Here is a 12,824-nt window from a genome sequence, read left to right on the forward strand (position 1 = left end):
ATATTCAGGCGATTTGTCATCATTTAATCACAACGTTTTGTTCACCGAGCAGCTCTTTTAACTGGAAAATCACAGCATGATTTGCATGAACTTTGTATGCATCTGGAAGTCTCATCGTCTTTTTTTGCTTCTCATAATACAAATAGACATCTGCTTCTCCGCTGTGCATCGAGAGGACTCGTTTTACTTGCTCTAGCAGCTCCTGCGTATGATTCTCTTCTTTGACCCGAATGTAGACAGACTCTTTTCTTTTTGCGTCCATCTCTTCCAGCAAAGCAGCTTCTTGCACGATGATTTGACTGCTGTCATTTCTGACCTCTACTCTGCCTTCAACATAAAGCATGGTGCCCTCCTCAAGTAAGGGGGACAGCTTTCTAAATTGCTCTGGAAAGACGACGCCTTCCATTTCTCCCGTTTCATCCCCAAATGTAACAAATGCCATCGATTGTCCATTTTTTGTCCGAATCGATTTCACTTTTGTCAAAAGACCACCCATTGAGATTTTACGCTTTATATAGGAAGAAAGTCTGATGATTTCCACTGCACCATTCTCTCTTAAGCGGTCTCGGTACGCTTGTACTGGATGATTTGATAAATATAAACCGAGTGCCTCTTTTTCAAATTGCAGGAGGTCAACAAGCGGCATTTCTTCTATCTCCGCATATTTTGGCTTAATGGAGAAGGTTGTATCCCCAAGAAAGTCCAGCTGATCCTCTGGATTTAAAAATGACACGTGGTCTAACGCAATATCTATCGATGCTAATAACGAAGCACGATTGGGATAAAATTCATCCATCGCCCCTGAAAAAATGAGCGCTTCAATCGTTTTTCGGTTGACACTCTTTGGTGATACTCTTGCGCAAAAATCAAATAAATCTTCAAACGGCTTTTCCTGTCTTGCTCTGTATATATCCTTTACAGCTGACACTCCGACATTTTTGATCGCTCTTAAGCTGTAGCGGATCTCCCCTTTTTCAACCGTAAATGGAAACTCACTCTTATTAATAGAAGGCTTCAACACAGATATCCCTTTTTCCTTCGCCTCATAGAAATATTGAGCAACTTTGTCTTCATTTCCAATTACACTCGTTAAAAGACCGCACATAAAATATAACGGATAATGCGCTTTTAAATAAGCAAGCTGAAAGCCAATCATGCTATATGCAACAGCATGGCTTCTATTAAAACCATAGTTTGCAAATTTGACGATTAAGTCATAAACGTCATTTGCAATGTTAACAGGATACTCCTTTTTTAGGCATCCTTCAACAAAATGGCTTCGCTCTTCATCAAGGACCTTTTTATCCTTCTTCGAAACAGCTCTTCTTAATAGATCTGCCTCGCCCAGCTGAAAACCAGCCATCTTCGCTGCAATCAGCATGATTTGCTCCTGATAGACGATGACCCCATATGTATCCTTTAATATGTCATACAAATCAGGATGAGGATAGGAGACCTTGACTCTGCCATGCTTTCGGTCGATAAAAAGCGGGATATTTTCCATTGGACCTGGACGATAGAGGGCATTGACCGCCACGATATCTTCTAAACTAGACGGCTTCAGGCGTCTCAGCACCTGTCGCATTCCCTGTGATTCAAGCTGGAATATTCCAGTTGTATCTCCGGCGGATAACAATTCAAACGTTTTCTGATCCTCGTATGAAATGTCACTAAAGTTAATGTGGACGTTTTCCTGTCTTTCAATCTGGTTTTTAATGGATTCAATTAATGTTAAGTTTCTGAGCCCTAAGAAATCCATCTTTAAAAGTCCAAGGTCTTCTAAATAATTCATGGCGTACTGCGTTAAATACACACCTTCATGGCCGTCTTGAATCGGAACGACCTCTGTCAGCGGCTCTTCGCTCAGCACCACGCCGGCTGCATGTGTCGAGGTGTGTCTTGGCAAGCCCTCTACTTTTAAAGCAGTTTGGAAGACCTTTCGAAGCTCTTCGGATTGCTGAAGCATCGTTTTTAATTCAGAAGATGCAGTCACCGCTTCTTTCAGCGTCGTTCCTGGCTTTGATGGAATCAGCTTGGCAAGACGGTCCGCTGCTTTTGAATCAATTCCCATCACACGTCCAACATCCCTTAAAGCAGCTTTTGCTGCAAGTGTTCCAAACGTGACAATTTGCGCCACATGCATGTCTCCGTATTTGTCTTTTACATAAGAAATGATTTCATCTCTTCTCGTATCGGGGAAATCAATATCTATATCTGGCATACTGATCCGCTCTGGATTTAAGAAACGCTCAAATAAAAGACCGTGACGGATCGGATCGACATCCGTAATAAACAGAACATAAGCAACAAGTGAACCCGCTGCTGATCCCCGTCCAGGGCCTGTGACAATCCCTTTGTCATGCGCATACTTCATAAAATCCCACACAATGAGAAAATAATCACTGAAATTCATTTTTTGGATAATGCTCAGCTCATATTCAAGCCTTTTAACATACATGTCATTTGAAGCAATCTTTCTTTGCTTCATCCCTTCTGCGCACACTCTGCGTAAAAACTGATCTGCTGTTGATTGATCAGGAGTTGGATAGGATGGAAGTTTTGTCTGCCCAAGATTTAAATCGACTTCACAGCGGTCTGCAATCTCCACCGTTCTTGTCAGCAGCTCTCGATCATCTCTATACCATTCCAACATTTCATCAAAAGATTTGAAATGCTTTTCTCCTCGGTCTTCCTCTATCTCTGAAAGCTGCTTACCTGCTTTAATCGCCTTTAAGCACGTATAAGCCATTTTGTCTTCTCGATTGATATAGTGAACATCACCCGTCGCAACAAGAGGAATGTCCGTACTTTGTGAGACGTCCCGCAGTTTGCCGGCGAGCGATTCGTCCTGCTGAAATGGCTGAAGTGCGATATACACATGTCCCTCGCCGAATATATGCTTCAATTGTTTGGCGGCTTCACGCGCTTCTTCTAACTGATCATGCTGCAAAAGCGTTTCAATATACCCAGATGCGCCTGGTGTGATGGCAATGAGCCCGCGGTGATAGCTTTTGAGCCATTTCTCTTTCAATCCGGCTTTTGATTTTGATTTCAGCACACTGCTGATTTTGATCAGGTTTTGATAGCCTTCATTGTTTTTTGCAAGGAGTACCAAGGGATAAGCCTCTGTCTCTTGTTCATCTATGAAGACAGAAGCTGTTAAACCGATAACCGGCTTGATGCCATGTTTTTTACATTCCTTATAAAATTCAACCGTGCCATACATCACATGGTCATCGGTAAGAGCAAGCGCCTTGCAGCCAAGTTCTTTTGCTTTCAGCACAAGCTCCTTTACTTTAGCTGCACTGCTTAACAAGCTGTATCCACTGTGGACCTGAAGATGAACATAAGACATGCTTAATCCACTCCTTTCGTCTAAAGTCATTCTTTCATTATAAAACGCGATGCGATGAGAAACAAATGTTCTTTCTTTTCTGTCCGTTCATACTTGTCCAGCACACGCCATATATTGAATAGAGTGAGGTGGACAAAATGGATGTGAAGGAAGCTTTTATTCCGAATTTTATCAGCTGTTATTTTATCGCCCTTGGGGTCATTTTGGGTGGTGCTATCATAGGCGGTGTTGGTGCGTATTTATCTGGTCAGCCGCCTTTATCCATTATTACTAGTCTTGCCAACCGTTTAAAGATTTGGGCGCTTGTCGCCGCTATCGGCGGAACATTCGATGCTGTTTATAGCTTTGAACGAGGCATTTTCGAAGGAAACACGCGTGATATTTTCAAGCAGATTTTATTAATTATCTCTGCCATGGGCGGTGCACAAACGGGGTATCTCATTATTACGTGGCTCACCCAGGAGCATGTGTCATCATGAGGGTGCCGGAGCTGTATAAACGCCCAGGCTGGCAGCGTTTTTTTGCAGGAATGATGTTTGGTGCGATTGTAAGCTGGCTCATTTTTCTCTTTACATACGGAACCTTTCAGGAAAAGCAAGTGACACTGCTGAGAAGCCAGCAGCATCATATGGACAGTCTGAAAGAACAAATCACACTCTATCGGGAAGATTTGCATAAGTTAAATGAGGATAATAAGAAGCGGCTGCTGATTCAAAGCGTAGATGTTCATCTCGTGAATCGTGAGCAGTATAAAATCCCAGAGCCAGATACGCTAAAGTTTGAAGATCAGGTCAAGGAGGATATCTCAGAAGTCATTACAAAGGATATTGAAAGTGTCTATAAAACAAAGGAATTACTAAAACGGACAGTGGAAAATAAAGAATATACCATTCGGGAAAAGGCATATCGCGCGAAAGTGACAGAGCTGACAATTTATACGAAGCTTTCACTTGAAGTACGTATTTCATTTGCTGAATAAGGAGGTTGTGGAATTTTTATGAATTTCTGCCCTCAATGATCGCTTTTCACGCTTCATTTTTATACACTAAAAGTAGAACGAAATCTTAAATAGAAAGAGGTGAGGACAATGGAGGTTTACAGCTATCGTCAAATGGCACGAGACAAAGCAAGCCGGATCAAAGACGGCATGTGCGCCTATGCTGAGACAGAAATGATGGCTCATTTAATTAAAAAAGAATTAAAGCATCAAAATCTCCAAGCCTATGAAGATTCAACAGACATCGGCTGCTGGTTTATCCCTGTATGCAAGTAACCCTTTTCTCCATGACAAAAAAGAGAGAAGGGACTTAAGTATCCCTCCTCTCTTATGATGATGATTTACATACTTCCTCTAAATCACGCAAAATCTCATCTGCTACTGCCCAATCATAAATGGACGCACCGGCTGCAAGCGGGTGGCCGCCGCCATGATATTTTTTCGCAATGGTGTTAATGACGACTCCTTTAGAGCGGAATCTAACACGAATCTGATCGTTTTCTTCCACAAAAAAGACCCATGCCTTAATGCCTGCAATATTTCCTAGTGTCCCAACAAGCTGTGAGGCTTGCTGCGCTGTTGTTTGGAACGATTCCAAAATTTCACGCTTAATGAAAACAGATGCAACCCCGTTCTCTGACAAAGAAATATGTTGAAAAATATAACCATTTAATTTCACGACATTCAAATCTGTCTCATACAATTGATTGAAAAGATCTGAAGATGAAAATGGATATTCGATGAGTTCACCTGCATATTTGAGTGTCTTTTTCGTTGTGTTTGGGAAAAGGAAGCGGCCTGTGTCTCCTACAATGCCGGCATAGATCAATTCAGCCGCCTTTGTATTCAGCTGATATCCTTCTTCTTTCCCCTCTAAGTACAATTCATAAATCATCTCGCTCACAGAGCTTGCCTCTGTATCCACCCAAAGCAAATCACCATAAGGATCTTCATTTGGGTGATGGTCGATTTTCATCAGCTTATCGCCCATTAAATAGCGCTGATCATCGATTCTTGCTTGATTGGCCGTATCACAGACAATGACAAGGGCCCCTTTATACACGTCGTCTGGTACCTCATCGAGTTCATATAAAAATGAAAGGGATGGCTCAGGCGTTCCTGTCGCATAAATATTTTTTTCTGGATAGGTGGCACGCAAGATTTCCGTAAGGCCGCACTGCGATCCATACGCATCAGGATCTGGTCTTACATGTCTATGGATGATGATGGTGTCATATAATGATATGGTTCTAATCAGTTCTTTTTTCATAAAAACTCCTTCTCATGCGATACTCTTTTTATTATTAAATCATAATCTATCGTGACGGAAAAGTGAGGAATAGACAATTTATTCTAGTAAGCAAGCCTATTTACGTTTAAAATAGGGTTGTAACCACTTACAATGGAGGCTTGGCACATGCTTGTTTTGATTGTGTTTATTATTTGTTCTGCCATGTTTTATTTATACTACAAAGCAAAAAATGTCCGTACGAACCGGCCAGTCGAGAAAAAATTCTGGTCGGCGAAATCCAGTATGGCACTTGGCTGCTTTGTCCTGCTCTTCGGTGTGAATCAATTATTTTTAAACCGCTCGTCACTCGCATTTGTCATCGGATTTATTTTTGTTGCCGTCGGTATCGGCAGTACGTGGGCTGGGTATAAAGCCTACAAGCATTACCTTCCGCTCTTCTTAAAGGAAGGCGAAAAAGATCACGCGTAATAAGGAAAGGGGCGACATAAGTTCGCCCTTTTTATCATTATCCCCTCTCCATCAGCTGCACCATCAGCATCGCTTTGCCTACGATATTCGATTGGTGATAAACCTCCACTTCCAGCTTTCCAAACTTGCGCCCTACTTCTAAAATATTCGGCTTAATCTGGATTGTGGATTCCATTTGGACCGGTTTTAAGAAATAGACAGAGAGACTCTCGACGATCAGTTCGCCCTTTTTATGAGATTTTAAGAAGCGGTTGGCAGATTCGATTAAAATTTGTGTGAACACCCCATATGAAATGTTTCCAAGCTGATTCGTCATTTGCGGGGTAACCTCGTATTGATAAACCGCATCCGCTTTTGGTTTCTCTGTATCGGTTTCTTTAAACCCTCTTGAGACAACATCATCCAGCTTTTCTCCGACCTGCGGCTGCTTTTGAATCATTTGGAGCGCCTTGAGCACATCCTGACGGCTGATCATACCGATCAGCTTCGCATGATCATCCACAACTGGCAGCACCTCAATGCCTTCCCACACCATCATTTGTGCAGCTGAGGCGACAGATGTTTTGCCAATGACCGTCAGTGGATTTTTCGTCATCACTTTTTCAATCGGTGTGGAGCGGTCATGCCCCGCAATATCCTTTGAGGTGAGGATTCCGTGAATCTTCATTTGATCATCTGCGACCGGGAAACGGCCGTGGCCAGTTTCATAATTCTTTTCATACCATTTTTCAAGCTTATCCTCTGGTGATAAATACACGGTGCGTTCAATCGGCGTTAAAATATCTTCTACAAGCACAATTTCTTTTTTAATTAATTGGTCATAAATGGCTCTGTTAATGAGGGCCGCTACGGTAAATGTATCGTAGCTTGTCGATAAAATCGGCAGCTCCAGCTCATCTGCGAGCTGAATGATTTCATCATCTGTTGAGAATCCGCCTGTGACCAGCACAGCCGCCCCTGCCTCTAATGCCTGTCTGTGGGCATTGATTCGGTTTCCGACGATGAGCAGGTTGCCAGCAGCCGTATAGCGCATCATTGCGTCCAGCTCCATCGCTCCAATGACAAATTTGTTTAACGTTTTATGTAATCCGGCGCGTCCTCCAAGGACCTGGCCATCAATGACATTGACCACTTCTGCATATGTCAGTTTTTCAATATTTTCTTTTTTCTTTTGTTCAATTCGAATGGTGCCGACTCGTTCAATGGTACTGACGAATCCTTTATTTTCAGCATCTTTGATGGCCCGGTAAGCGGTGCCTTCACTCACTTTCATTTCTTTCGCTATGCGCCGGACAGAGATTTTCTCCCCGACATCTAATGAATCAATATACGATAAAATTTGCTCATGCTTTGTCGCCAATCCCGTTCACCCTTTTTGTTTTCAGCGTTTTCATCTATGTTTCATTATAAGGGCAGGAGGCTTTTAATAGCAATTTGTCTTTTCTTTCAGCAGATGAAGGCAAATAAAAAAAGCCGGCATTTGTGTGCCAGCTTTATTCATATGAGGATTAAATCTCGATTGATTCCCCGCTGTTTAACACATGACCGACGCCGCCATGCAGGCTGTCTGCAAATGCATGCGGATCCTGTTCAATTGGCGGGAATGTGCTGTAGTGAATCGGAACGACCTGTTTTGCCCGCAGCCATTCTGCTGCGATTCTTGCATCCTCCGGTCCCATCGTGAAGTTATCACCAATTGGAAGGAATGCGAGCTCAATATGATTCAGTTCACCAATCAGCTTCATATCTGAAAAGAGTGCAGTGTCTCCAGCATGATAAATGGTTTTGCCCTCTGCGGTAAATAAAATACCTGATGGCATCCCTGTATACGTAATCGTCTGTGCCTCTTCATCAATGACAGCTGAACCATGGAACGCTTGCGTGAGCTTCACTTTACCAAATTCAAACTCACGGCCGCCTCCAATAGAAAGCGGGTGCGTTTTCACCCCTTGCCAGCTTAAATACGTGGCAAGTTCGAAAGGCGCGACAACAAGTGCATCATTGTTCTTAGCCATTTCAATGGTGTCGCCGATGTGATCTCCATGTCCATGTGTCAGTAAAATGACATTCGCTTTCACATCTTGCGGTTTGATCTCTGTGTGCTTATTTCCATTTAAAAATGGATCAATCCAAATATGGTATCCGTTTGTTTCAATGTGTACAACTGAATGTCCATGATATGTAGCTTTCATGTGAGTATATCCACCTTTCAATTTTTGATCTCATATCATTTATTCCCTCTATAAAAAGCTGAAAAACTTAATGCCTGTGAATCACGTTAAGACCACCTGTTGCTTCAATGACGGTCCCTGTAATAAGATCTGAACGGTCATCGCATAGAAATGAGATGATACGTCCTATATCCTCTCCAGTGCCAGACCTGCCTATCGGCGTTTCATCGTCTTTGATTTGACGGGCTTCCTCTATTGTCGATTCTTTCATGTCTCCAACGATTTTGCCTGGACACACCATATTGGCCGTGATACCATTTTCGGCTTCTTCAATCGCAATGGTTTTCGTCAATGACGCAAGGCCCACTTTTGCCGCTCCAAAGGCTGATCTGTGCATCCAGCCTGGCGCATGGTCTGCACCTTGGAAGCCATAAGTGATAATGCGGCCAAAGCCTTGTTTTCTCATCATTGGGATGACCATTCGGAACAAATGGAATACTGCTGATAGGTTGCCTTCCATCATTTGATACCATTCATCCTCAGAATAATCCGCCAGTTTTTTTCGTTCAAAAATATAAGGGCCAGCATTGTTAATCAGGGCATCAATCCGCCCAAATCGCTCTGCTGCCAGCTCTACCATGTTTTTTAAATCTTCTTTTTTTGTCACATCACCTTGGACAAATTGAAGCTTATCTTCGTACTGCTGTAGTTCTTCTTTCATCTGCCGGACAGCTTCATCATCACTTCGATAATTCACTGTCACAGAATACCCCATATTCAGTAAAGACTCGGTGACTTTCCGGCCAAGTCCTTTAGAACCCGCTGTTATTAATGCGTGTCGCACACAATCTCCTCCTAAAGCAAAGGTTGCAAGTTCACGTGTTTCTTTTGTTATCTTTACTTTACTATAAACCGGCATCTGGCGCACTTATGAACCCTTTATCGATATGAGTCAAACAGTATAGGGTGATTCATCCACTTTTTCAAATCCCAAGAGCCATGGATATCGAGCAGCAGCGAAACAAAACGATAGCATTCTCTCACCTCATGAAGATCGCGAGGAAGCGGGCAAATCTTTTCATAACCCAATTGAACATTGCGGGCAGCTTCTTTCGTCAAAAGGTATTCCAATGCAATAAAATCAAACGCAGCTGGTCCATATACGACATATTCTGTATCAACTAAACTCGTCACTTGATCATCATTTTCAATATATTGAGACGGATCTAAATCAATTAAAATAAGACTGGCTGAATCAGGCGTCCTTAGCTTTTCGATCTTTTGCAGCACAATTTCTGCATAACAGTGAAATTCAGGCTGATCAGCGTAATAGCGGTCTATGAGTTTGGATACAGCCTTTTTTAACACAGCATGGAATTCTCTCAAATGCTTCTTTTCAGCTCCGTAGACTGCACCAAAAAAGTCAATACGATATGAATGAAGTTGTGCTAGTTTCCTCCCATAATCCTTATAAAAGTCTGATGAACGTCCCTCAAAAGATGTACAAGTTGTTCCTTCTACTTTTTCCATTACATAAAAATGTCTCCCTGCCTTCTTCACTTTACGAACAACTTCTGGAATATGAAAGGAAGAATTCATATGAGACAACTTTTGATTGATTTGATCGATATGCTCTTGTACAGTACGGTCATCTACTCCATAGATCATCTTGATCCCAAACACAAATTCACTTTCTTCTCTTGCAGTTTTAGGAGATTTGACTACATATTCCGTTTTATCTTGTAAGGAGATCAGCCACACATCATTAACCCGTCCGTCATATTGTTCTCCTAACGTTTTCACTGATACGATTGGTTGATGAAACAAAGCCTCAAGCGTTTTCTTCATGATCTGCTGTCACTCCCTCTTCTGCTTGACGCAGGTATGCTTTCATTTCTCCAATGATCATCAATCTCCTTTTTCCATGACAAAAAAACCATCCGTATAAACGAATGGTTTTGATAAGTTATGCCAGGCAGGCTTTTGCTTTTTCTAAAGCGAGCTGAATTTGTTTGAATCCAGTTCCGCCTGCACTTGTTCTTTTTTCAACAGCAACATATGGGTCAAGAACTGTGTAAATGTCTTGTTCAAAAAGTTCGCTTGCTTCTGTAAATGTTTCAAAAGGAAGATCACTTAGATAGATGCCTTTTTGAATACATGTATACACAAGCTTGCCAACGATTTCGTGTGCTTCACGGAATGGCATGCCTTTTTTCGCAAGGTAGTCTGCCACTTCTGTTGCGTTTGAGAAATCTTCTTTTGTTGCCTTTTTCATGACATCTTCGTTCACTGTCATCGTTTGAATCATGCCTGTGAAAATTTGCAGGCTGCCAGCGATGGTTTTCACTGTATCAAACATGCCTTCTTTATCTTCTTGCAGGTCTTTGTTATACGTAAGCGGCAAGCCTTTCATAATCGTGAGAAGCCCCATCAGATTGCCATACACGCGGCCTGTTTTCCCGCGGATTAATTCAGCCATATCCGGGTTTTTCTTCTGCGGCATCATGCTGCTGCCTGTTGCATACGTGTCATCGAGTTCAATGAATTTGAATTCTTGCGAGCACCATAAAATGATTTCCTCACAAAAACGTGAGAGATGCATCATCACAAGGCTGCTATTAGATAAAAACTCTAAAATGAAGTCCCGGTCACTCACACCATCGAGGCTGTTTTCGTAAATGTGGTCAAAGCCAAGCTGCTCTGCTGTATATTCACGATCAATCGGGAATGTCGTTCCTGCTAACGCTCCGCATCCAAGTGGAGACACGTTAATTCGCTTCAATGAATCTTGAAAGCGCGCTTTGTCACGCTCAAGCATCCAAAAATAGGCGAGCATATGATGGGCAAACGAAATAGGCTGTGCACGCTGCAGGTGCGTATATCCTGGAAAAATTGTTTCAACGTGCTGTTCTGCCTTTTCTACAAGCACCGTTTGAAAGGAAGAGATCAGCTCAATAATATGCTCGACTTGGTTATTCAAATATAAGTGCATATCGGTTGCAACCTGATCATTCCGGCTTCTCGCTGTGTGCAATTTGCCGCCAAGCGGACCAATCTCATCAATGAGCATTTTTTCAAGGTTTAAATGAATGTCTTCATAATCGACTGAGAATTCCAGTTCATCCGCCTCTGCCTTTTTCATGAGCGTATTTAGTCCGTCTTTGATGGCAGCGGCCTCCTCATCGCCGAGGATACCGCATTTATTCAGCATACTTGCATGAGCAAGGGAGCCGGTCAAATCTTCTTTGACTAATTGTTTGTCGAAATGAATGGACGCGCCAAACTCATCGACCCATTTTTCTGGTGTTTTTTGAAATCGGCCTCCCCAAAGCTTTTTCATGCTTTAACCTGCTCCTTTTTATTCACGATGCTGTTTACTTTTGTCGGTAAGCCCCAAAGGTTAATAAATCCTACAGCTGCATCATGATCGAATTCGTCTGCTTTTGTATAAGTTGCTAGATTTTCATCATAAAGTGAATATGGTGATTTACGTCCTTCTACAATGGCATGACCTTTAAATAGTTTCACACGTACAACACCCGTTACGTTCTGCTGTGTTTCTTGTAAGAATGCATCTAGTGCTTCTTTAAGCGGTGAGAACCATAAGCCGTTGTATATTAATTCAGCCATTTTTTGTTCAACGATTGGTTTAAAGTGTGCCACTTCCTTGACAAGCGTTAAGTCTTCAAGCTCTTTATGTGCTTTAAGAAGTGTGACAGCACCTGGGCACTCGTACACTTCACGGGATTTGATGCCAACAAGACGGTTTTCAACGTGATCGATTCTGCCTACACCATGCTGACCAGCGACTTCATTTAAATGAAGGATGAGATCAGATAATGAATATTGGATACCATCAATCGCAGTCGGTTTTCCTTTTTCAAACGTGATCTCAATGATTTCAGGTGTGTCAGGCGTTTTTTCAAGTGGATTTGTCAGATCGTATGCACCCTCTGGCGGCGCAGCCCAAGGATCTTCTAAAATGCCACATTCGTTACTTCTGCCCCAAAGGTTTTGGTCGATTGAATATGGGCTGTCTAAGTTAATCGGAATTGGAATACCGTGTTTTTGTGCATAATCGATTTCTTCATCACGAGACCATTTCCATTCACGCACTGGTGCAAGAACTTCTAGGTCTGGATTCAATGCTTTAATGGATACTTCGAAACGAACTTGGTCGTTCCCTTTTCCAGTACATCCATGAGCAACTGCTACTGCATTTTCTTTTTCTGCCACTTCCACTAATTTTTTTGCAATAAGCGGGCGGGATAGTGCAGATACTAGTGGATATTTTCCTTCATACATTGTGTGTGCTTGTAATGCAGTGAGCGCAAACTCTTCAGCAAATTCTTCTTTTGCGTCAATCATGTATGATTGAACAGCTCCGACTTGAAGTGCTTTTTGTTGAACGAATGCTAAATCTTTTCCTTCACCTACGTCCAAGCAGCAAGCAACGACTTCGTATCCTTGCTCTTGTAACCATTTAACTGCAACAGAGGTATCAAGACCTCCGGAATATGCTAATACGACTTTTTTATTTTGTGACATGATTGAAAAGCTCCTCTCGCTTGTTTTGATTCT

The 12,824-nt window shown here is 42.3% G+C and carries 12 protein-coding genes; 4 read left to right on the plus strand and 8 right to left on the minus strand.

Features of this window, described 5'->3' with window-relative positions; all coding sequences use genetic code 11:
• Positions 1-19: 19 nt before the first annotated feature.
• Positions 20-3,355, minus strand: coding sequence for a DNA polymerase III subunit alpha (gene dnaE / locus AAYR28_RS13180; RefSeq protein WP_034279637.1), 3,336 nt, complete (start codon positions 3,353-3,355; stop codon positions 20-22).
• Between the two features lie 137 nt (positions 3,356-3,492).
• On the opposite strand from dnaE, the gene AAYR28_RS13185 reads away from it, so the two are divergent.
• The 3 genes from AAYR28_RS13185 to AAYR28_RS13195 all read left to right on the plus strand — a co-directional run bounded on the left by AAYR28_RS13185 (position 3,493) and on the right by AAYR28_RS13195 (position 4,628).
• Positions 3,493-3,834 carry a YtrH family sporulation protein gene (locus AAYR28_RS13185; RefSeq protein WP_024424798.1) on the plus strand — a complete coding sequence of 114 codons (342 nt, stop codon included), beginning with the start codon at positions 3,493-3,495 and terminating at the stop codon, positions 3,832-3,834.
• Complete coding sequence (gene ytrI / locus AAYR28_RS13190) at positions 3,831-4,334, plus strand: sporulation membrane protein YtrI (protein ID WP_003216226.1); 504 nt, start codon at positions 3,831-3,833, stop codon at positions 4,332-4,334. Before AAYR28_RS13185 ends, ytrI begins: the two co-directional genes overlap by 4 nt.
• Positions 4,335-4,442: 108 nt before the next feature.
• On the plus strand, positions 4,443-4,628 hold the full coding sequence (locus tag AAYR28_RS13195) for a hypothetical protein (protein WP_003216400.1): 186 nt from the start codon (positions 4,443-4,445) through the stop codon (positions 4,626-4,628).
• 52 nt (positions 4,629-4,680) lie between these two features.
• Here AAYR28_RS13195 and AAYR28_RS13200 read toward each other — a convergent pair whose 3' ends face one another.
• Entirely contained in the window at positions 4,681-5,622 is a 942-nt protein-coding gene (locus AAYR28_RS13200; RefSeq protein ID WP_024424800.1) for a DHH family phosphoesterase, read from the minus strand.
• A 147-nt stretch (positions 5,623-5,769) separates the two neighbouring features.
• Between AAYR28_RS13200 and AAYR28_RS13205 the strand changes: the two genes are divergently transcribed.
• A complete protein-coding gene (locus AAYR28_RS13205) occupies positions 5,770-6,072 on the plus strand; it encodes a YtpI family protein (protein WP_003216665.1) in 303 nt (100 codons plus the stop codon).
• 37 nt (positions 6,073-6,109) lie between these two features.
• Here the strand turns inward: AAYR28_RS13205 and AAYR28_RS13210 are convergent, their stop codons facing one another.
• The 6 genes from AAYR28_RS13210 to AAYR28_RS13235 form a co-directional block, all read right to left on the minus strand.
• Positions 6,110-7,432: a CBS domain-containing protein gene (locus AAYR28_RS13210; RefSeq protein ID WP_034279630.1), complete on the minus strand. Its 1,323-nt coding sequence runs from the start codon at positions 7,430-7,432 to the stop codon at positions 6,110-6,112.
• Positions 7,433-7,580: 148 nt separating this feature from the next.
• Entirely contained in the window at positions 7,581-8,264 is a 684-nt protein-coding gene (locus tag AAYR28_RS13215) for a metal-dependent hydrolase (protein WP_345808839.1), read from the minus strand.
• 67 nt (positions 8,265-8,331) lie between these two features.
• Positions 8,332-9,087 (minus strand): SDR family oxidoreductase, encoded by a 756-nt coding sequence (locus tag AAYR28_RS13220; protein ID WP_034279624.1) that lies wholly within the window; start codon positions 9,085-9,087, stop codon positions 8,332-8,334.
• 95 nt (positions 9,088-9,182) lie between these two features.
• Complete coding sequence (locus AAYR28_RS13225; RefSeq protein WP_176966879.1) at positions 9,183-10,091, minus strand: phosphotransferase; 909 nt, start codon at positions 10,089-10,091, stop codon at positions 9,183-9,185.
• A gap of 118 nt (positions 10,092-10,209) precedes the next feature.
• The gene (argH, locus tag AAYR28_RS13230; RefSeq protein WP_024424805.1) at positions 10,210-11,583 is read right to left on the minus strand and encodes an argininosuccinate lyase; all 1,374 of its coding nucleotides are present in this window, start codon (positions 11,581-11,583) and stop codon (positions 10,210-10,212) included.
• Positions 11,580-12,791, minus strand: coding sequence for an argininosuccinate synthase (locus tag AAYR28_RS13235; protein WP_024424806.1), 1,212 nt, complete (start codon positions 12,789-12,791; stop codon positions 11,580-11,582). The genes argH and AAYR28_RS13235 overlap by 4 nt, the downstream gene beginning before the upstream one ends.
• Positions 12,792-12,824: the final 33 nt, after the last annotated feature.

Origin of the sequence: Bacillus safensis (assembly GCF_039619585.1) — a bacterium.
Classification (GTDB): domain Bacteria; phylum Bacillota; class Bacilli; order Bacillales; family Bacillaceae; genus Bacillus; species Bacillus safensis.

What these genes read in the sequence shown, in the direction of transcription:
- dnaE (WP_034279637.1), bottom strand. Translation starts at nt 3,355, where the DNA reads ATGTCTTATGTTCATCTTCAGGTCCACAGTGGATACAGCTTGTTAAGC.
- AAYR28_RS13185 (WP_024424798.1), top strand. Translation starts at nt 3,493, where the DNA reads ATGGATGTGAAGGAAGCTTTTATTCCGAATTTTATCAGCTGTTATTTT.
- ytrI (WP_003216226.1), top strand. Translation starts at nt 3,831, where the DNA reads ATGAGGGTGCCGGAGCTGTATAAACGCCCAGGCTGGCAGCGTTTTTTT.
- AAYR28_RS13195 (WP_003216400.1), top strand. Translation starts at nt 4,443, where the DNA reads ATGGAGGTTTACAGCTATCGTCAAATGGCACGAGACAAAGCAAGCCGG.
- AAYR28_RS13200 (WP_024424800.1), bottom strand. Translation starts at nt 5,622, where the DNA reads ATGAAAAAAGAACTGATTAGAACCATATCATTATATGACACCATCATC.
- AAYR28_RS13205 (WP_003216665.1), top strand. Translation starts at nt 5,770, where the DNA reads ATGCTTGTTTTGATTGTGTTTATTATTTGTTCTGCCATGTTTTATTTA.
- AAYR28_RS13215 (WP_345808839.1), bottom strand. Translation starts at nt 8,264, where the DNA reads ATGAAAGCTACATATCATGGACATTCAGTTGTACACATTGAAACAAAC.
- AAYR28_RS13225 (WP_176966879.1), bottom strand. Translation starts at nt 10,091, where the DNA reads ATGAAGAAAACGCTTGAGGCTTTGTTTCATCAACCAATCGTATCAGTG.
- argH (WP_024424805.1), bottom strand. Translation starts at nt 11,583, where the DNA reads ATGAAAAAGCTTTGGGGAGGCCGATTTCAAAAAACACCAGAAAAATGG.
- AAYR28_RS13235 (WP_024424806.1), bottom strand. Translation starts at nt 12,791, where the DNA reads ATGTCACAAAATAAAAAAGTCGTATTAGCATATTCCGGAGGTCTTGAT.